This is a genomic window from Pseudomonas sp. NFPP02, assembly GCF_900119355.1.
Lineage (GTDB): Bacteria > Pseudomonadota > Gammaproteobacteria > Pseudomonadales > Pseudomonadaceae > Aquipseudomonas > Aquipseudomonas paracarnis.
The window spans coordinates 10,779-28,300 of sequence record NZ_FPJI01000013.1 but is presented as its reverse complement, the minus strand read 5'-3'; the positions used below and the strand labels follow the sequence as shown (position 1 = coordinate 28,300).

24 protein-coding genes are annotated in these 17,522 nt (G+C 54.8%); all 24 read right to left on the bottom strand.

The features are described from left to right. Nucleotide 1 precedes the first annotated feature (1 nt). The 24 genes from rpsE to rpoC all read right to left on the bottom strand — a co-directional run bounded on the left by rpsE (nt 2) and on the right by rpoC (nt 17,508). The gene (gene rpsE / locus BT204_RS21445) at nt 2-502 is read right to left on the bottom strand and encodes a 30S ribosomal protein S5 (protein ID WP_003176409.1); all 501 of its coding nucleotides are present in this window, start codon (nt 500-502) and stop codon (nt 2-4) included. 3 nt (nt 503-505) lie between these two features. Continuing rightward, the gene (gene rplR, locus BT204_RS21440) at nt 506-856 is read right to left on the bottom strand and encodes a 50S ribosomal protein L18 (protein ID WP_003186037.1); all 351 of its coding nucleotides are present in this window, start codon (nt 854-856) and stop codon (nt 506-508) included. 10 nt (nt 857-866) lie between these two features. Beyond that, nucleotides 867-1,400 (bottom strand): 50S ribosomal protein L6, encoded by a 534-nt coding sequence (gene rplF / locus BT204_RS21435; RefSeq protein WP_003194640.1) that lies wholly within the window; start codon nt 1,398-1,400, stop codon nt 867-869. Between the two features lie 12 nt (nt 1,401-1,412). Continuing rightward, nucleotides 1,413-1,805, bottom strand: a complete 393-nt coding sequence (rpsH, locus tag BT204_RS21430) for a 30S ribosomal protein S8 (RefSeq protein WP_003176413.1) — start codon at nt 1,803-1,805, stop codon at nt 1,413-1,415. Between the two features lie 208 nt (nt 1,806-2,013). Continuing rightward, nucleotides 2,014-2,319 (bottom strand): 30S ribosomal protein S14, encoded by a 306-nt coding sequence (gene rpsN, locus BT204_RS21425; protein WP_003176414.1) that lies wholly within the window; start codon nt 2,317-2,319, stop codon nt 2,014-2,016. A 13-nt stretch (nt 2,320-2,332) separates the two neighbouring features. Beyond that, the gene (rplE, locus tag BT204_RS21420) at nt 2,333-2,872 is read right to left on the bottom strand and encodes a 50S ribosomal protein L5 (RefSeq protein WP_003194642.1); all 540 of its coding nucleotides are present in this window, start codon (nt 2,870-2,872) and stop codon (nt 2,333-2,335) included. Between the two features lie 22 nt (nt 2,873-2,894). Beyond that, entirely contained in the window at nt 2,895-3,209 is a 315-nt protein-coding gene (rplX, locus tag BT204_RS21415; protein WP_003176416.1) for a 50S ribosomal protein L24, read from the bottom strand. Between the two features lie 11 nt (nt 3,210-3,220). Continuing rightward, nucleotides 3,221-3,589, bottom strand: coding sequence for a 50S ribosomal protein L14 (gene rplN / locus BT204_RS21410; protein ID WP_002555479.1), 369 nt, complete (start codon nt 3,587-3,589; stop codon nt 3,221-3,223). Nucleotides 3,590-3,612: 23 nt separating this feature from the next. Then, on the bottom strand, nt 3,613-3,879 hold the full coding sequence (gene rpsQ, locus BT204_RS21405) for a 30S ribosomal protein S17 (protein ID WP_003194644.1): 267 nt from the start codon (nt 3,877-3,879) through the stop codon (nt 3,613-3,615). A 2-nt stretch (nt 3,880-3,881) separates the two neighbouring features. Further along, nucleotides 3,882-4,073 (bottom strand): 50S ribosomal protein L29, encoded by a 192-nt coding sequence (gene rpmC, locus BT204_RS21400; protein WP_002555481.1) that lies wholly within the window; start codon nt 4,071-4,073, stop codon nt 3,882-3,884. Further along, nucleotides 4,073-4,486, bottom strand: coding sequence for a 50S ribosomal protein L16 (gene rplP / locus BT204_RS21395; RefSeq protein ID WP_003176421.1), 414 nt, complete (start codon nt 4,484-4,486; stop codon nt 4,073-4,075). Before rplP ends, rpmC begins: the two co-directional genes overlap by 1 nt. Nucleotides 4,487-4,498: 12 nt before the next feature. Further along, nucleotides 4,499-5,185: a 30S ribosomal protein S3 gene (gene rpsC, locus BT204_RS21390; protein ID WP_003176422.1), complete on the bottom strand. Its 687-nt coding sequence runs from the start codon at nt 5,183-5,185 to the stop codon at nt 4,499-4,501. A 13-nt stretch (nt 5,186-5,198) separates the two neighbouring features. After that, on the bottom strand, nt 5,199-5,531 hold the full coding sequence (rplV, locus tag BT204_RS21385; protein ID WP_003103908.1) for a 50S ribosomal protein L22: 333 nt from the start codon (nt 5,529-5,531) through the stop codon (nt 5,199-5,201). An 11-nt stretch (nt 5,532-5,542) separates the two neighbouring features. Continuing rightward, the gene (rpsS, locus tag BT204_RS21380) at nt 5,543-5,818 is read right to left on the bottom strand and encodes a 30S ribosomal protein S19 (RefSeq protein ID WP_002555486.1); all 276 of its coding nucleotides are present in this window, start codon (nt 5,816-5,818) and stop codon (nt 5,543-5,545) included. A 16-nt stretch (nt 5,819-5,834) separates the two neighbouring features. Further along, nucleotides 5,835-6,659, bottom strand: coding sequence for a 50S ribosomal protein L2 (gene rplB, locus BT204_RS21375; RefSeq protein WP_003186055.1), 825 nt, complete (start codon nt 6,657-6,659; stop codon nt 5,835-5,837). A 14-nt stretch (nt 6,660-6,673) separates the two neighbouring features. Continuing rightward, complete coding sequence (rplW, locus tag BT204_RS21370) at nt 6,674-6,973, bottom strand: 50S ribosomal protein L23 (RefSeq protein WP_002555488.1); 300 nt, start codon at nt 6,971-6,973, stop codon at nt 6,674-6,676. Beyond that, the gene (rplD, locus tag BT204_RS21365; protein ID WP_003176424.1) at nt 6,970-7,572 is read right to left on the bottom strand and encodes a 50S ribosomal protein L4; all 603 of its coding nucleotides are present in this window, start codon (nt 7,570-7,572) and stop codon (nt 6,970-6,972) included. The genes rplW and rplD overlap by 4 nt, the downstream gene beginning before the upstream one ends. Before the next feature lie 12 nt (nt 7,573-7,584). Then, the gene (rplC, locus tag BT204_RS21360; RefSeq protein WP_003194649.1) at nt 7,585-8,220 is read right to left on the bottom strand and encodes a 50S ribosomal protein L3; all 636 of its coding nucleotides are present in this window, start codon (nt 8,218-8,220) and stop codon (nt 7,585-7,587) included. An 81-nt stretch (nt 8,221-8,301) separates the two neighbouring features. Next, nucleotides 8,302-8,613, bottom strand: a complete 312-nt coding sequence (rpsJ, locus tag BT204_RS21355) for a 30S ribosomal protein S10 (RefSeq protein WP_003186070.1) — start codon at nt 8,611-8,613, stop codon at nt 8,302-8,304. 158 nt (nt 8,614-8,771) lie between these two features. Further along, nucleotides 8,772-9,965, bottom strand: coding sequence for an elongation factor Tu (tuf, locus tag BT204_RS21350; protein ID WP_005791980.1), 1,194 nt, complete (start codon nt 9,963-9,965; stop codon nt 8,772-8,774). A gap of 30 nt (nt 9,966-9,995) precedes the next feature. Continuing rightward, nucleotides 9,996-12,101, bottom strand: a complete 2,106-nt coding sequence (gene fusA / locus BT204_RS21345; protein ID WP_003194651.1) for an elongation factor G — start codon at nt 12,099-12,101, stop codon at nt 9,996-9,998. Between the two features lie 30 nt (nt 12,102-12,131). After that, a complete protein-coding gene (gene rpsG, locus BT204_RS21340) occupies nt 12,132-12,602 on the bottom strand; it encodes a 30S ribosomal protein S7 (protein ID WP_002555493.1) in 471 nt (156 codons plus the stop codon). Between the two features lie 118 nt (nt 12,603-12,720). Then, nucleotides 12,721-13,092: a 30S ribosomal protein S12 gene (gene rpsL / locus BT204_RS21335; RefSeq protein WP_002555494.1), complete on the bottom strand. Its 372-nt coding sequence runs from the start codon at nt 13,090-13,092 to the stop codon at nt 12,721-12,723. A 216-nt stretch (nt 13,093-13,308) separates the two neighbouring features. Beyond that, complete coding sequence (gene rpoC / locus BT204_RS21330; protein ID WP_003194653.1) at nt 13,309-17,508, bottom strand: DNA-directed RNA polymerase subunit beta'; 4,200 nt, start codon at nt 17,506-17,508, stop codon at nt 13,309-13,311. Nucleotides 17,509-17,522 lie beyond the last annotated feature (14 nt).

Here is a 17,522-nt window from a genome sequence, read left to right as displayed (position 1 = left end):
ATCAGAAGATCTCCTTGACAGTCAGACCACGCTTGGCAGCGATGGACTCAGGAGATTGCATAGCCTTCAGACCCTTGAAAGTGGCGTGAACCACGTTTACCGGGTTAGTCGAGCCGTAGCACTTGGCCAGAACGTTCTGAACGCCAGCAACTTCGAGGACAGCACGCATAGCGCCGCCAGCGATGATACCGGTACCTTCAGAAGCAGGCTGCATGTACACCTTCGAAGCGCCGTGAGCGGACTTCATTGCGTACTGCAGAGTGGTGCCGTTCAGATCAACCTGGATCATGTTGCGACGAGCAGCTTCCATCGCCTTCTGGATCGCGGCAGGCACTTCACGTGACTTGCCACGGCCGAAGCCAACACGCCCTTTACCATCACCCACCACGGTCAACGCGGTGAAAGTGAAGATACGGCCGCCTTTAACGGTTTTGGCTACGCGGTTAACTTGAACCAGCTTCTCAATGTAGCCTTCGTCGCGCTTTTGGTCGTTATTTGACATAACTTAGAACTCCAGCCCAGCTTCACGAGCAGCATCAGCCAGCGCTTTCACGCGGCCATGGTACTTGAAGCCAGAGCGGTCGAAAGCCACTTGCGAGACGCCAGCGGCCTTAGCACGCGTAGCGACCAGCTGGCCAACCTTTGTGGCCGCGTCGATGTTGCCAGTGGCACCATCACGCAGTTCTTTATCCAAAGTCGAGGCGCTTGCCAGGACTTTGTTGCCGTCGGCCGAGATGACCTGGGCGTAGATGTGCTGCGACGAGCGGAACACGCAGAGACGCACGACTTCGAGTTCGTGCATTTTCAGGCGTGCTTTGCGAGCGCGACGCAGTCGAGTAACTTTTTTGTCGGTCATTTGCTATGCCCTACTTCTTCTTGGCTTCTTTACGACGGACGACTTCGTCCGCGTAGCGCACACCTTTGCCTTTGTACGGCTCTGGTGGACGGAAGTCGCGGATCTCAGCGGCCACTTGACCTACCAGCTGCTTGTCGATGCCCTTGATCAGGATATCGGTCTGGCTAGGAGTCTCAGCAGTGATGCCCGCTGGCAGTTCGTAATCCACTGGGTGCGAGAAGCCAAGGGCAAGGTTCAAAACCGTGCCTTTTGCTTGCGCTTTGTAACCAACACCGACCAGCTGGAGCTTACGCTCGAAGCCTTGGCTTACGCCTTGGACCATGTTGTTTACCAACGCACGCGTGGTACCGGCCATTGCGCGAGTTTGTTGATCGCCATTGCGAGCAGCGAAACGCAGCTCACCAGCTTCTTCAACGATCTCAACGGACGAATGGATGTTCAGTTCAAGAGTACCCTTGGCACCCTTCACCGAAAGCTGTTGGCCTGCGAATTTGACTTCGACACCGGCTGGCAGCTTAACGGGGTTCTTAGCGACGCGAGACATGCTTATCCCCCCTTAGAACACAGTGCAAAGAACTTCGCCGCCGACACCGGCAGCGCGCGCAGCACGATCCGTCATCACACCTTTGTTGGTGGAGACGATAGACACGCCCAGACCGCCACGAACTTTCGGCAGATCTTCAGCGGACTTGTACTGACGCAGGCCTGGACGGCTAACGCGCTTCACTTCCTCGATGACCGAACGGCCTTCGAAGTACTTCAGCTCGATGGACAGCAGTGGTTTGATTTCGCTGCTGATCTGATAACCCGCAATGTAGCCTTCGTCTTTCAGGACTTTGGCAACAGCTACCTTCAACTTGGAAGATGGCATGCTTACGACGGACTTTTCAGCCATCTGGGCATTACGGATACGAGTTAGCATGTCCGCTAACGGGTCCTGCATACTCATGGGCTAGACGCTCCTAATACAAAAAAATTAGCCTTGCGGCTACATATGTCGCCGAGAATCTCCGAGCACAAAAAACACGGGCTCAGGCGAGCCGCGTATTTTAGACATACTCCAGAAATGAAACAAGCCCCAAAAGGGGCTTGATCCAGATTCAAGGTCACCGGCGGTCAGTATCTTGCGATTCCGACCACCTGGACGTTGAAAGTACTTACCAGCTGGCTTTAACCAGACCTGGTACGTCACCACGCATTGCCGCTTCACGCAGTTTGTTACGGCCGAGGCCGAACTTGCGGTAAACGCCGTGTGGACGACCGGTCAGGCGGCAGCGGTTACGCATGCGCGAAGCGCTTGCGTCACGTGGCTGCTTCTGCAGAGCAACTGTAGCTTCCCAACGCGCTTCTGGACTTGCGTTCAGATCAACGATGATTGCTTTCAGTGCTGCACGCTTCTTGGCGTACTTGGCAACCGTGAGCTGACGCTTCAGCTCGCGGTTTTTCATGCTCATCTTGGCCATGGTCCTACTCCAATCAGTTGCGGAACGGGAATTTGAACGCACGCAGCAGAGCGCGGCCTTCATCATCGTTCTTGGCAGTGGTGGTCAGGGTGATGTCCAGACCGCGGAGAGCATCGATCTTGTCGTAGTCGATTTCCGGGAAGATGATCTGCTCTTTCACGCCCATGCTGTAGTTACCACGACCATCGAAGGACTTGGCATTCAGGCCGCGGAAGTCGCGGACCCGAGGCAGGGAGATCGACAGCAGACGATCCAGGAATTCGTACATACGCTCACGGCGCAGAGTCACTTTGACGCCGATCGGCCAACCTTCACGGACTTTAAAGCCAGCGATGGATTTCCGAGCGTAAGTCACAACGACTTTTTGACCGGTGATCTTTTCCAGGTCAGCAACAGCGTGCTCGATGACTTTTTTGTCGCCGATCGCTTCGCCCAGACCCATGTTCAGGGTGATTTTGGTGACGCGCGGAACTTCCATCACGTTCCCGAGCTTAAGTTCTTCCTTAAGCTTAGGGGCGATTTCCTTCCGGTAAATCTCTTGTAGTCGTGCCATGGTCTAATCTACCTAGCAGTGTTCAAGCATCAACCGCTTTTTGGGTCGACTTGAAGACACGAATTTTCTTACCGTCTTCTACTTTGAAACCAACGCGGTCAGCCTTGTTGGTTTCGCCGTTGAAGATGGCGACGTTAGAAGCATCCAGCGGAGCTTCTTTCTCGACGATACCGCCCTGCACGCCCGACATCGGGTTAGGCTTGGTATGACGCTTGACCAGGTTCAGACCACCGATAACCAGACGGTTATTAGCGAGAACCTTAAGCACCTTACCGCGCTTACCTTTGTCTTTGCCGGCGATCACGATGATCTCGTCGTCACGACGAATCTTTTGCATGTCGGATCTCCTTACAGCACTTCTGGGGCGAGCGAGACGATCTTCATGAACTTCTCAGTACGAAGTTCACGGGTCACTGGCCCAAAGATACGGGTGCCGATCGGCTCTTGCTTGTTGTTCAGAAGAACAGCAGCGTTGCCATCAAAGCGGATAATGGAGCCATCAGCACGACGTACGCCGTGACGAGTGCGGACTACAACAGCAGTCATCACTTGGCCTTTTTTCACCTTACCGCGAGGAATTGCTTCCTTCACGGTAACTTTGATGATGTCACCGATACCAGCGTAACGACGATGGGAGCCACCCAGCACCTTGATGCACATAACACGGCGAGCGCCGCTGTTATCGGCCACATCGAGCATGGATTGAGTCTGAATCATATAATTTCTCCGACCCCTAGTCCTTAGACTTCCACAGCGCGTTCGAGAACATCAACCAGTGCCCAAGACTTGGTCTTGGCCATCGGACGAGTTTCACGAATAGTGACTTTGTCGCCGATGTGGCACTGATTGGTTTCGTCGTGCGCGTGCAGCTTAGTCGAACGCTTAACATATTTACCGTAGATCGGGTGCTTAACGCGACGCTCGATCAAAACGGTGATGGTTTTGTCCATCTTGTCGCTGACAACACGGCCAGTCAGCGTACGGACAGTCTTTTCGGCTTCAGCCATGATCACTTACCTGCCTGCTGGTTGAGCACAGTCTTCACGCGAGCGATGTCACGCTTAACTTGCGAGAGCAGATGAGACTGCCCCAACTGGCCAGTTGCTTTCTGCATACGCAGATTGAACTGGTCGCGCAGCAGGCCGAGCAGTTGCTCGTTCAGCTGCTGTGCGGATTTTTCACGAAGTTCATTCGCTTTCATCACATCACCGTCCGTTTAACAAAGGAGGTGGCGAGCGGCAGCTTTGCAGCAGCCAGGGCGAAAGCCTCACGCGCCAGCTCTTCAGAAACACCCTCGATTTCATACAGGACTTTGCCTGGCTGAATCTGGGCTACCCAGTATTCCACGTTACCCTTACCTTTACCCATCCGAACCTCGAGAGGTTTTTTGGAGATCGGCTTGTCCGGGAATACACGGATCCAGATCTTGCCGCCACGTTTTACGTGACGGGTCAGAGCACGACGCGCTGACTCGATCTGACGAGCGGTGAGACGACCACGAGCTACAGACTTCAGCGCGAACTCGCCGAAGCTGACTTTGCTACCGCGCTGAGCCAGACCACGGTTGTGGCCTGTCATCTGCTTGCGGAACTTCGTACGCTTAGGTTGCAACATTTGGCGTACCCCTTACTTAGCAGCTTTTTTACGAGGCGCTGGTGCTTGTGGTTTCAGTTCTTCTTGGCGACCACCAATTACTTCGCCTTTGAAGATCCAAACCTTTACACCGATCACACCGTAAGTGGTGTGAGCTTCGTAGTTGGCATAGTCGATGTCGGCACGCAGGGTGTGCAGTGGCACACGACCTTCGCGATACCATTCAGTACGTGCGATTTCAGCACCGCCGAGACGACCGCTCACTTGGATTTTGATGCCTTTGGCACCAATGCGCATGGCGTTCTGTACGGCGCGCTTCATAGCGCGACGGAACATTACGCGACGCTCCAGCTGCTGAGCTACGCTCTGCGCAACCAGCATACCGTCGAGCTCCGGCTTGCGGATCTCTTCGATATTGATGTGCACAGGCACACCCATTTGCTTGGTCAGGTCCTGACGCAGTTTCTCAACATCTTCACCTTTCTTCCCGATAACGATACCTGGACGAGCGGTGTGGATGGTGATACGTGCAGTTTGGGCCGGACGATGGATATCGATACGGCTTACGGACGCGCTTTTTAGTTTGTCTTGGAGATACTCACGCACCTTCAGATCAGCGAACAAGTAGTCCGCATAAGTCCGACCGTCTGCGTACCAGACGGAGGTGTGCTCCTTGACGATTCCCAGGCGAATGCCAATGGGATGTACTTTCTGACCCATCTCTTCGACTCCGTTACTTGTCAGCAACCTTGACAGTGATATGGCAAGACCGCTTGACGATGCGATCAGCACGGCCTTTGGCACGTGGCATGATGCGCTTCAGCGAACGCCCTTCGTTGACGAAAACGGTGCTGACCTTCAGGTCATCAACGTCTGCGCCTTCGTTATGCTCGGCGTTGGCTACGGCCGACTCCAGCACTTTCTTCATGATCTCGGCGGCTTTCTTACTGCTGAAAGCCAACAGGTTGAGCGCTTCGCCCACCTTCTTCCCGCGGATCTGGTCGGCGACCAAGCGGGCTTTCTGGGCGGAGATTCGAGCGCCCGACAACTTAGCGGCTACTTCCATTTCCTAACCCCTTAACGCTTGGCTTTCTTGTCTGCCACGTGCCCACGATAAGTGCGGGTACCGGCGAACTCGCCCAGTTTGTGGCCGACCATGTCTTCGTTAACGAGAACTGGGACGTGTTGACGACCGTTGTGTACTGCGATGGTCAGACCGACCATTTGTGGCAGGATCATCGAACGACGCGACCAGGTCTTAACTGGTTTGCGATCGTTCTTTTCCGCCGCCACTTCGATCTTCTTCAGTAGGTGAAGATCAATAAAAGGACCTTTTTTCAGAGAACGTGGCACTGTCGTATCCCTCTATTTACTTGCGACGACGGACGATCATTTTGTCGGTACGCTTATTACCACGAGTCTTCGCGCCCTTAGTCGGGAAGCCCCATGGCGATACCGGATGACGACCACCAGAGGTACGACCTTCACCACCACCGTGTGGGTGGTCAACCGGGTTCATGGCAACACCACGAACGGTTGGGCGAACGCCACGCCAGCGTTTGGCACCAGCTTTACCCAACGAACGCAGGCTGTGCTCGGAGTTCGAGACTTCGCCCAGGGTCGCACGGCATTCAGCCAGTACTTTACGCATCTCACCAGAACGCAGACGCAGGGTCACGTAGACACCTTCACGAGCGATCAACTGAGCCGAAGCACCAGCGGAACGAGCGATCTGTGCGCCTTTACCTGGCTTCAATTCGATGCCGTGTACGGTGCTACCAACTGGAATGTTACGCAGTTGCAGAGCGTTGCCCGGCTTGATCGGTGCCAGAGCACCTGCGATCAGCTGGTCGCCAGCACTCACGCCTTTAGGGGCGATGATGTAGCGACGCTCGCCATCTGCGTACAGCAGCAGAGCGATGTGAGCAGTACGGTTTGGATCGTATTCGATACGCTCGACAGTGGCAGCGATGCCATCTTTGTCGTTGCGACGGAAGTCGACCAGACGATAATGCTGCTTATGGCCACCACCGATGTGACGAGTGGTAATACGACCATTGTTGTTACGACCACCAGACTTCGATTTTTTCTCGAGCAGCGGTGCGTGAGGAGCGCCTTTATGCAGCTCCTGGTTGACCACCTTGACCACAAAACGGCGGCCAGGGGAAGTCGGTTTGCATTTAACGATTGCCATGATGCACCCCTTCCTTACTCAGCACTGCTGCTGAAATCGAGATCTTGGCCTGGCTGAAGGGAGATAACTGCCTTCTTCCAGTCATTACGCTTGCCCAGACCGCGAGCAGTGCGCTTGCTCTTACCCAGAACATTCAGGGTAGTAACACGCTCTACTTTCACGCTGAACAGGCTTTCGACGGCCTTCTTGATTTCCAGCTTGGTTGCGTCAGTTGCAACCTTGAAAACGAACTGGCCTTTCTTGTCAGCCAAAACCGTAGCCTTTTCGGAAACGTGCGGGCCAAGCAGAACTTTAAATACGCGTTCCTGGTTCATCCCAGCAGCTCCTCGAATTTCTTCACGGCCGACACGGTGATCAACACCTTGTCGTATGCGATCAGACTAACTGGATCGGAACCTTGCACGTCACGTACATCAACGTGTGGCAGGTTGCGAGCAGCCAGGTACAGGTTCTGATCAACAGCTTCGGACACGATCAAAACGTCGGTCAGGCTCATGTTGTTCAGTTTGCCCAGCAGATCTTTGGTTTTTGGACTTTCAACAGCGAAGTCCTGAACCACGACCAGACGATCAGTACGCACGAGTTCAGCAAGGATGGAGCGCAGTGCTGCGCGGTACATCTTCTTGTTGAGCTTCTGAGAGTGATCCTGTGGACGAGCTGCGAAAGTGGTACCGCCGCCACGCCAGATTGGGCTACGGATAGTACCGGCACGAGCACGGCCAGTGCCTTTCTGACGCCAAGGGCGCTTACCGCCACCACGTACGTCGGAACGGGTCTTTTGCTGCTTGCTACCTTGACGGCCGCCGGCCATGTAGGCCACGACTGCTTGGTGAACGAGCGTCTCGTTGAATTCGCCGCCAAATGTCAGTTCGGAAACTTCGATCGCTTGAGCGTCATTTACATTTAATTGCATGTCAGCTTCCCCTTAACCGCGAGCCTTGGCCGCTGGACGTACAACCAGGTTGCCGCCAGTAGCGCCAGGAACAGCACCCTTGACCAACAACAGATTGCGTTCAGCGTCGACGCGCACTACTTCGAGGGACTGCACGGTCACGCGCTCAGCGCCCATATGACCGGACATTTTTTTGCCCTTGAATACACGACCAGGAGTCTGGCACTGGCCAATAGAGCCCGGGACGCGGTGGGAAACGGAGTTACCGTGAGTGTTGTCTTGACCACGGAAATTCCAACGCTTGATCGTACCCTGGAAGCCTTTACCCTTGGACTGACCGGTTACATCAACCAGTTGACCAGCGGCGAAGATTTCAGCGTTGATCAGATCGCCAGCCTGGTAGTCGCCGTCTTCAAGACGGAACTCCATGACAGTACGACCAGCTGCAACGTTTGCTTTAGCGAAGTGACCTGCTTGAGCAGCAGTCACGCGCGAAGCACGACGCTCGCCGACAGTGACTTGCACTGCACGATAGCCATCGGTTTCTTCAGTTTTGAACTGGGTGACGCGATTCGGTTCGATCTCAATGACCGTGACCGGAATGGAGACACCTTCTTCGGTGAAAATACGGGTCATACCGCATTTACGACCGACTACACCAATAGTCATGTTGTAAACCTCATGAGTGTACGGGGCTTTCACCCGCTATGGCCGCCCATTTCAGAGCGTTACACGACTAAGACCCAAGTCTTAGCCGAGGCTGATCTGTACTTCCACACCGGCCGCCAGATCGAGCTTCATAAGTGCATCAACGGTTTTATCCGTTGGCTGGACGATGTCCAGTACGCGCTTATGAGTACGGATCTCGTACTGGTCACGCGCGTCTTTGTTGACGTGCGGGGAGACCAGAACGGTGAACCGCTCTTTACGGGTAGGCAGTGGAATTGGACCACGCACTTGAGCACCAGTACGTTTCGCGGTTTCCACGATTTCCTGGGTGGATTGGTCGATCAGGCGATGGTCAAAAGCCTTCAACCTGATACGGATTTGCTGATTTTGCATTGGATTTCAGACTCCGGCTGCTATTCCCACCGGGCGCAATACGCCCGTTAAAAGGAGGCGCAATTCTATAGACGCCCTAGATAGGTGTCAACCCAATAAAAAAGGCCCCCGCTAAGCGGGGGCCTTTTCAAAACATCAGAGCTCACTCAAAAGAGAGATTACTCGATGATTTTAGCTACAACGCCAGCACCAACGGTACGGCCGCCTTCACGGATAGCGAAGCGCAGACCGTCTTCCATTGCGATGGTTTTGATCAGGGTAACAGTCATTTGAATGTTATCGCCTGGCATTACCATTTCAACGCCTTCTGGCAATTCGCAGTTACCGGTCACGTCAGTAGTACGGAAGTAGAACTGTGGACGGTAGCCTTTGAAGAACGGAGTATGACGGCCGCCTTCTTCTTTGCTCAGAACGTAAACTTCTGCGGTGAACTTGGTGTGCGGCTTGACCGAACCCGGCTTAACCAGAACCTGGCCACGCTCAACGTCGTCACGCTTGGTACCACGCAGCAGAACGCCGCAGTTCTCGCCAGCACGACCTTCGTCGAGCAGTTTGCGGAACATTTCAACACCGGTGCAGGTGGTGACAGTAGTGTCACGCAGACCAACGATTTCCAGTGGATCCTGAACGCGAACGATACCGCGCTCGATACGACCAGTCACAACAGTACCGCGACCGGAGATCGAGAATACGTCTTCGATTGGCATCAGGAACGGCTTGTCGGTCAGACGAACTGGTTCTGGGATGTAGCTGTCCAGAGTTTCAACCAGTTTACGAACGGCAGTGGTGCCCATTTCGTTTTCGTCGTTGCCTTCCAGAGCCATACGAGCAGAACCGATGATGATCGGAGTGTCGTCGCCCGGGAAGTCGTAAGTGCTCAGCAGATCGCGCACTTCCATCTCAACCAGTTCCAGCAGCTCAGCGTCGTCTACCAGGTCAGCCTTGTTCAGGAAAACCACGATGTACGGAACGCCAACCTGGCGGGACAGCAGGATGTGCTCACGGGTTTGTGGCATCGGACCATCAGCGGCCGAGCAAACCAGGATAGCGCCGTCCATCTGGGCAGCACCAGTGATCATGTTCTTCACGTAGTCAGCGTGACCTGGGCAGTCAACGTGAGCGTAGTGACGAATAGTCGAGTTGTACTCAACGTGCGCGGTGTTGATGGTGATACCACGAGCTTTTTCTTCTGGTGCGCTGTCGATCTTGTCGAAGTCAACACGAGCCGAACCGAAAACTTCGGAGCAGACGCGAGTCAGAGCAGCGGTCAGAGTGGTTTTACCGTGGTCAACGTGGCCGATGGTGCCAACGTTTACGTGCGGTAGGGAACGATCAAATTTTTCTTTAGCCACGACAATTAACTCCTTGCCTAAAGGACTGAATCAGCCTTGTTTTTTGGATACAGTTTCAGCGATGTGCGCCGGAGCTGTGTTGTATTTTTTGAATTCCATAGAGTAGCTTGCGCGACCCTGGGACATGGAGCGAACGTCGGTCGCATAACCGAACATCTCACCCAACGGAACCTCGGCGCGAATCACTTTGCCGGAAACCGTGTCTTCCATACCCAAGATCATGCCGCGACGACGGTTAAGGTCGCCCATGACATCACCCATATAGTCTTCAGGTGTAACAACTTCTACCGCCATGATTGGCTCAAGCAACTCACCACCGCCCTTCTGGGCCAGTTGCTTGGTTGCCATGGAAGCAGCCACCTTAAACGCCATCTCGTTGGAGTCGACGTCGTGGTAAGAACCGTCAAAAACGGTTGCTTTCAGGCCGATCAGCGGATAGCCGGCAACAACACCGTTCTTCATCTGCTCTTCGATACCCTTCTGGATAGCAGGGATGTATTCCTTAGGAACAACACCACCTACTACTTCGTTCACGAATTGCAGACCTTCCTGACCTTCGTCAGCAGGAGCAAAACGGATCCAGCAGTGACCGAACTGACCACGACCGCCGGATTGACGAACGAACTTGCCTTCGATTTCACAGTTCTTCGTGATGCGCTCACGATAGGAAACCTGAGGCTTACCGATGTTGGCTTCGACGTTGAACTCACGGCGCATCCGGTCAACCAGGATGTCCAAGTGCAGCTCGCCCATGCCGGAGATGATCGTTTGACCAGTCTCTTCATCAGTCTTGACGCGGAAAGATGGATCTTCCTGAGCAAGCTTGCCCAGAGCGATACCCATTTTTTCCTGGTCATCCTTGGTCTTAGGCTCTACGGCAACCGAAATAACCGGCTCCGGGAAGTCCATGCGAACCAGGATGATTGGCTTGGCAGCGTCGCACAAAGTCTCACCAGTGGTGACGTCCTTCATGCCGATCAGGGCCGCGATGTCACCAGCGCGTACTTCCTTGATCTCTTCACGGGCGTTTGCGTGCATTTGCACCATACGACCCACGCGCTCTTTCTTGCCTTTAACCGAGTTGATCACGCCGTCGCCGGAGGCCAACACGCCCGAGTAAACGCGGACGAAGGTCAAAGTACCCACGAATGGGTCGGTAGCGATCTTGAACGCCAGAGCCGAGAACGGCTCGTTGTCATCGGCGTGACGCTCCATTTCTTCTTCCTCGTTATCAGGGTTGGAACCCTTGATAGCAGGAATGTCAGTTGGAGCAGGCAGGTAGTCGATAACGGCGTCGAGAACCAGGGGAACACCCTTGTTCTTGAACGAGGAACCGCAAACAGCCAAGACGATCTCACCAGCGATAGTACGCTGACGCAGAGCGGCCTTGATTTCCACGTTGGTGAGCTCTTCACCTTCGAGGTATTTGTTCATCAGCTCTTCGCTGGCTTCGGCAGCAGCCTCAACCATGTTGTTGCGCCACTCGTCAGCCAGTTCCTGAAGTTCTTCAGGGATAGGCTTACGAACAGGAACCATACCCTTGTCGGAATCATTCCAGTAAACAGCTTCCATGTTGATCAGATCGATCTGACCCTGGAAGTTGTCTTCGGAACCGATAGCCAACTGGATAGGCACCGGAGTGTGACCCAGACGCTGCTTGATCTGACCGATCACGCGCAGGAAGTTGGCACCAGCACGGTCCATCTTGTTTACATAAACAAGACGTGGAACACCGTACTTGTTGGCTTGACGCCATACGGTTTCCGACTGAGGCTCAACACCCGAGGTGCCGCAGAACACAACGACAGCGCCGTCGAGTACGCGCAGGGAACGCTCAACTTCAATGGTGAAGTCTACGTGGCCCGGGGTATCGATTACGTTGAAGCGATGCTCGTCTTTGTACTGCTTCTCGGAACCTTTCCAGAAGGCGGTAATAGCAGCAGAAGTAATGGTAATACCACGCTCCTGCTCCTGAACCATCCAGTCTGTGGTCGCGGCGCCGTCATGCACCTCGCCCATTTTGTGACTTTTGCCGGTGTAAAACAGTACGCGCTCGGTGGTGGTGGTTTTACCAGCATCCACGTGAGCGACGATACCGATGTTACGGTAGCGGCTAATCGGAGTAGTACGAGCCATAAAGCCCTCGCAAAATTAGTGAAGCTAAAATTAGAAGCGGTAGTGCGAGAAAGCTTTGTTGGCTTCAGCCATACGGTGCACGTCTTCACGCTTCTTAACAGCAGCACCTTTACCTTCAGCAGCGTCCAACAGTTCGCCGGCCAAACGCAGAGCCATAGACTTCTCGCCGCGCTTACGGGCGAAGTCTACCAACCAGCGCATTGCCAGAGCGTTACGACGGGACGGGCGAACTTCAACCGGAACCTGGTAAGTAGCACCGCCTACACGGCGCGACTTCACTTCGACCAGCGGAGCGATGGCGTCGAGAGCTTTCTCGAAGATTTCCAGGGGGTCGCTGTTCTTGCGTTCTTTAACCTTTTCCAGCGCGCCATAAACGATACGCTCGGCAACGGCTTTCTTGCCGCTTTCCATCACGTGGTTCATGAACTTGGCCAGGATTTGGCTTCCGTATTTTGGATCGTCAAGCACTTCGCGCTTGGCTGCTACGCGTCTTCTTGGCATGGATAAGCCCTCAAACGGTCTTCAGGTTCGCTCGGAATCGGTGCCCTTTCGGGACGCCTCCGACCTTACTCTTATCGACTCAGAAAATAAGATGATTCAGGTTTACAAAAAGCCGCTACTACTTAGGCTTCTTGGTACCGTACTTCGAACGACCCTGGTTACGACCTTTAACGCCGGAAGTATCCAAGGAACCGCGTACGGTGTGATAACGAACACCTGGCAAGTCTTTTACACGACCGCCGCGGATCAGTACCACGCTGTGCTCTTGCAGGTTGTGGCCTTCACCGCCGATGTACGAGGAAACCTCGAAACCGTTGGTCAGACGCACACGGCATACTTTACGCAGTGCCGAGTTAGGTTTTTTCGGCGTGGTGGTATACACACGGGTGCATACGCCACGACGTTGCGGGCAGTTCTGCAGCGCAGGTACGTCGGATTTCTCGACGATACGCTTACGCGGCTGACGTACCAGCTGGTTGATAGTTGCCATCTACTAGCTCCACTGTTGTCTTGCGACGCTATTGTCTTGCAAGAAAAGCAAAATGGCAGGAACGAATTCCCGCCAAATTTAGGGGTACAAGAGTCTAAAGAGGATCTTGTCCCCAGTCAAGGCAAGGCCCCGACCTCCCCTCGCGTCGAACCGGGGCAAAAATGCCTCGATCCGACGAACGGGAGTGCCAGGGCCCAGACTCATCTATCGCAGAACTCAGTTACCGCTTGAGTTCAGCGCTTCGGTCAGTGCAGCTTCCACTTCACTGGCGCTTACGCGCAGCGGCTTGTCAGCATCACGGCGACGCTTACGCTCGCTGTGGTAAGCCAAACCGGTACCTGCCGGGATCAGACGACCCACGACTACGTTTTCTTTCAGGCCGCGCAGGTAATCGCGCTTGCCGGTTACCGCTGCTTCGGTCAGTACGCGAGTGGTCTCTTGGAAGGAGGCCGCCGAGATGAACGACTCAGTGGACAACGACGCCTTGGTGATACCCAGCAGCACGCGAGTGAACTTGGAGACAAACTTCTCTTCGTTCGCCAGGCGCTCGTTTTCTACCAGTACGTGAGTCAGTTCCATCTGGTCGCCCTTGATGAAACTGGAATCGCCGGATTCAGCGATTTCAACTTTACGCAGCATCTGACGCAGGATGGTCTCGATGTGCTTGTCGTTGATCTTCACGCCTTGCAGACGGTAAACGTCCTGGATCTCGTTAACGATGTACTTGGCCAGCGCACTCACACCCAGCAGACGCAGGATGTCGTGTGGATCGCTCGGACCGTCGGAGATAACTTCGCCGCGGTTTACCTGTTCGCCTTCGAACACGTTCAGGTGACGCCACTTCGGAATCAGCTCTTCATACGGATCGCTACCGTCGTTCGGGGTAATAACCAGACGGCGCTTGCCTTTGGTTTCTTTACCGAACGCGATGGTGCCGCTGACTTCAGCCAGAATCGACGCTTCTTTCGGACGACGAGCTTCGAACAAGTCGGCAACACGCGGCAGACCACCGGTGATGTCACGGGTCTTCGAAGTTTCTTGCGGGATACGCGCGATAACATCACCGATCGCGATCTTCGCACCATCCGCTACACCGACCAGGGCGTTGGCTGGCAGGAAGTACTGAGCGATTACGTCAGTGCCTGGCAGCAACAGATCCTTGCCGTTGTCATCGACCATCTTCACGGCAGGACGGATGTCCTTACCAGCAGCTGGACGATCTTTGGCGTCGAGTACTTCAATGTTGGTCATACCGGTCAATTCGTCAGTCTGACGCTTGATCGTGATGCCTTCTTCCATGCCCACGTAGGTCACGGTACCTTTCATTTCGGTAACGATTGGGTGAGTGTGCGGATCCCACTTGGCCACGATTGCGCCAGCGTCGACCTTGTCACCTTCTTTAACCGAAATCACAGCACCGTACGGCAGCTTGTAACGCTCACGCTCACGACCGTAGTCATCAGCGATGGCCAGCTCACCGGAACGGGACACAGCAACCAGGTGACCATCCACTCGCTCAACGTGCTTGAGGTTATGCAGGCGGACGGTACCGCCATTCTTCACCTGAACGCTGTCGGCTGCGGAGGTCCGGCTTGCCGCACCACCGATGTGGAACGTACGCATGGTGAGCTGGGTACCCGGCTCACCGATGGACTGGGCAGCGATAACGCCGACCGCTTCACCGATGTTCACCTGGTGACCACGAGCCAAGTCACGGCCATAGCACTTGGCGCAGATGCCGTAGCGGGTTTCGCAACTGATCGGCGAGCGAACGATCACTTCGTCGATGCTGTTGAGTTCGATGAACTCGACCCACTTCTCGTCAACCAGGGTGCCGGCAGGAACGATAACTTCCTCGGTACCTGGCTTGAATACGTCACGGGCAATAACACGACCCAATACGCGCTCACCCAGCGGCTCTACAACGTCACCGCCTTCAATGTGCGGCGTCATCAGCAGGCCGTGCTCGGTGCCGCAATCGATCTCGGTTACAACCAGATCTTGTGCAACGTCTACCAGACGACGAGTCAGGTAACCGGAGTTAGCGGTTTTCAACGCGGTATCCGCAAGACCCTTACGAGCACCGTGAGTGGAGATGAAGTACTGAAGTACGCTCAAACCTTCACGGAAGTTCGCAGTGATCGGCGTTTCGATGATGGAACCGTCCGGCTTGGCCATCAGGCCACGCATACCGGCGAGCTGACGGATCTGCGCAGCAGAACCCCGTGCGCCCGAGTCGGCCATCATGTACATCGAGTTGAAGGACTCTTGGTCAACTTCGTCGCCGTGACGGTCGATGACTTTCTCTTTCGAGAGGTTGGCCATCATCGCCTTGGACACTTCGTCGTTGGCCTTGGACCAAAGGTCGATCACTTTGTTGTACTTCTCGCCCTGGGTTACCAGGCCGGAGGCGTACTGGCTCTCGATCTCTTTCACTTCGTCAGTGGCAGCACTGATGATGCGAGCTTTTTCATCCGGGATAACGAAGTCGTTAACACCGATGGAAACGCCGGAGATAGTCGAGTAAGCGAAACCTGTGTACATCAACTGGTCAGCGAAGATAACGGTCTCTTTCAAACCAACCACGCGGTAGCACTGGTTGATCAGCTTGGAGATCGCCTTTTTCTTCATCGGCAGGTTGACGACGTCGTACGACAGGCCTTTTGGCACAACCTGATACAACAGCGCACGGCCGACAGTAGTGTCGACGATACGGGTGTTGCTCACGCTGCCGCCGTCACGGTCGTTGACGGTTTCGTGGATCCGCACCTTGACCTTGGCGTGCAGTGCGGCTTCGCCAGCACGGAACACACGGTCAACTTCTTGCAGGTCAGCGAACACACGACCTTCGCCTTTGGCGTTGATCGCTTCACGAGTCATGTAGTACAGACCCAATACAACGTCCTGCGACGGAACGATGATTGGCTCACCGTTGGCTGGCGACAGGATGTTGTTGGTCGACATCATCAACGCACGCGCTTCCAACTGGGCTTCCAGTGTCAGCGGTACGTGCACGGCCATTTGGTCGCCGTCGAAGTCGGCGTTGTACGCAGCACAGACCAGAGGGTGCAGCTGGATAGCCTTACCTTCGATCAGTACAGGTTCAAACGCCTGGATACCCAGACGGTGAAGGGTCGGTGCACGGTTGAGGAGAACCGGGTGTTCGCGGATCACTTCAGCGAGAACGTCCCAAACCTCTGGCAGTTCGCGCTCGACCATTTTCTTGGCCGCTTTGATGGTGGTCGCAAGACCGCGCATTTCAAGCTTGCCGAAGATGAACGGCTTGAACAGCTCGAGTGCCATCTTCTTAGGCAGACCGCACTGGTGCAGACGCAGGGTCGGGCCTACGGTAATTACCGAACGACCGGAGTAGTCAACACGCTTACCGAGCAAGTTCTGACGGAAACGGCCTTGCTTACCCTTGATCATGTCAGCCAAGGATTTCAGAGGACGCTTGTTCGAACCGGTGATAGCGCGGCCACGACGACCGTTGTCGAGCAGGGCATCGACCGCTTCTTGCAACATACGCTTTTCGTTGCGCACGATGATGTCCGGAGCGGACAGATCAAGCAGGCGCTTCAAGCGGTTGTTACGGTTGATCACGCGGCGGTACAGGTCGTTGAGGTCGGACGTCGCGAAACGACCACCGTCCAACGGTACCAGCGGACGCAGGTCTGGCGGCAGAACCGGCAGAACGGTCAGCACCATCCACTCTGGCAAGTTGCCGGAACCCTGGAAGGCTTCCATCAACTTCAGACGCTTGGACAGCTTCTTGATCTTGGTTTCGGAGTTGGTTTGCGGAATCTCTTCACGCAGACGACCAATCTCGTGCTCCAGGTCGATAGCGTGCAGCAGCTCACGGACAGCTTCGGCACCCATGCGGGCATCGAAATCGTCGCCGAACTCTTCAAGCGCTTCGAAGTACTGCTCGTCGTTCAGCAGCTGACCTTTTTCAAGGGTGGTCATGCCTGGATCGATAACGACATAGCTCTCGAAGTAGAGAACACGTTCGATATCACGCAGGGTCATGTCCATCAGCAAGCCGATACGGGACGGCAGCGATTTCAGGAACCAGATGTGGGCAACCGGCGAAGCCAGTTCGATGTGCGCCATGCGCTCACGACGAACCTTGGCCAGCGCAACTTCAACGCCGCACTTCTCGCAGATCACACCACGGTGCTTCAAGCGCTTGTACTTACCGCACAGGCACTCGTAATCCTTTACCGGGCCAAAGATCTTGGCGCAGAACAGGCCGTCACGCTCAGGTTTGAACGTACGGTAGTTGATGGTTTCCGGCTTTTTAACTTCACCGAACGACCACGAACGGATCATCTCAGGCGATGCCAACCCAATACGGATGGCGTCGAACTCTTCGACTTGACCCTGGTTTTTCAGCAAATTCAGTAGGTCTTTCAAGGCCTTTCCTCCTG

Excerpts from the sequence above, each read along its gene's own strand:
- rpsC (WP_003176422.1), bottom strand. The coding sequence starts at position 5,185 with ATGGGTCAGAAAGTACATCCCATTGGCATTCGCCTGGGAATCGTCAAG.
- rplF (WP_003194640.1), bottom strand. The coding sequence starts at position 1,400 with ATGTCTCGCGTCGCTAAGAACCCCGTTAAGCTGCCAGCCGGTGTCGAA.
- rplB (WP_003186055.1), bottom strand. The coding sequence starts at position 6,659 with ATGGCAATCGTTAAATGCAAACCGACTTCCCCTGGCCGCCGTTTTGTG.
- rplX (WP_003176416.1), bottom strand. The coding sequence starts at position 3,209 with ATGCAAAAGATTCGTCGTGACGACGAGATCATCGTGATCGCCGGCAAA.
- rpsN (WP_003176414.1), bottom strand. The coding sequence starts at position 2,319 with ATGGCCAAGATGAGCATGAAAAACCGCGAGCTGAAGCGTCAGCTCACG.
- rplP (WP_003176421.1), bottom strand. The coding sequence starts at position 4,486 with ATGTTGCAACCTAAGCGTACGAAGTTCCGCAAGCAGATGACAGGCCAC.
- rplN (WP_002555479.1), bottom strand. The coding sequence starts at position 3,589 with ATGATTCAGACTCAATCCATGCTCGATGTGGCCGATAACAGCGGCGCT.
- fusA (WP_003194651.1), bottom strand. The coding sequence starts at position 12,101 with ATGGCTCGTACTACTCCGATTAGCCGCTACCGTAACATCGGTATCGTC.
- rplD (WP_003176424.1), bottom strand. The coding sequence starts at position 7,572 with ATGCAATTAAATGTAAATGACGCTCAAGCGATCGAAGTTTCCGAACTG.
- rpsJ (WP_003186070.1), bottom strand. The coding sequence starts at position 8,613 with ATGCAAAATCAGCAAATCCGTATCAGGTTGAAGGCTTTTGACCATCGC.
- rpsG (WP_002555493.1), bottom strand. The coding sequence starts at position 12,602 with ATGCCAAGAAGACGCGTAGCAGCCAAGCGCGAAGTGCTTGACGATCCA.
- rplR (WP_003186037.1), bottom strand. The coding sequence starts at position 856 with ATGACCGACAAAAAAGTTACTCGACTGCGTCGCGCTCGCAAAGCACGC.
- rplE (WP_003194642.1), bottom strand. The coding sequence starts at position 2,872 with ATGGCACGACTACAAGAGATTTACCGGAAGGAAATCGCCCCTAAGCTT.
- rpsH (WP_003176413.1), bottom strand. The coding sequence starts at position 1,805 with ATGAGTATGCAGGACCCGTTAGCGGACATGCTAACTCGTATCCGTAAT.
- rplV (WP_003103908.1), bottom strand. The coding sequence starts at position 5,531 with ATGGAAGTAGCCGCTAAGTTGTCGGGCGCTCGAATCTCCGCCCAGAAA.
- rpsE (WP_003176409.1), bottom strand. The coding sequence starts at position 502 with ATGTCAAATAACGACCAAAAGCGCGACGAAGGCTACATTGAGAAGCTG.
- rpmC (WP_002555481.1), bottom strand. The coding sequence starts at position 4,073 with ATGAAAGCGAATGAACTTCGTGAAAAATCCGCACAGCAGCTGAACGAG.
- rpsQ (WP_003194644.1), bottom strand. The coding sequence starts at position 3,879 with ATGGCTGAAGCCGAAAAGACTGTCCGTACGCTGACTGGCCGTGTTGTC.
- rplW (WP_002555488.1), bottom strand. The coding sequence starts at position 6,973 with ATGAACCAGGAACGCGTATTTAAAGTTCTGCTTGGCCCGCACGTTTCC.
- rplC (WP_003194649.1), bottom strand. The coding sequence starts at position 8,220 with ATGACTATTGGTGTAGTCGGTCGTAAATGCGGTATGACCCGTATTTTC.
- rpsL (WP_002555494.1), bottom strand. The coding sequence starts at position 13,092 with ATGGCAACTATCAACCAGCTGGTACGTCAGCCGCGTAAGCGTATCGTC.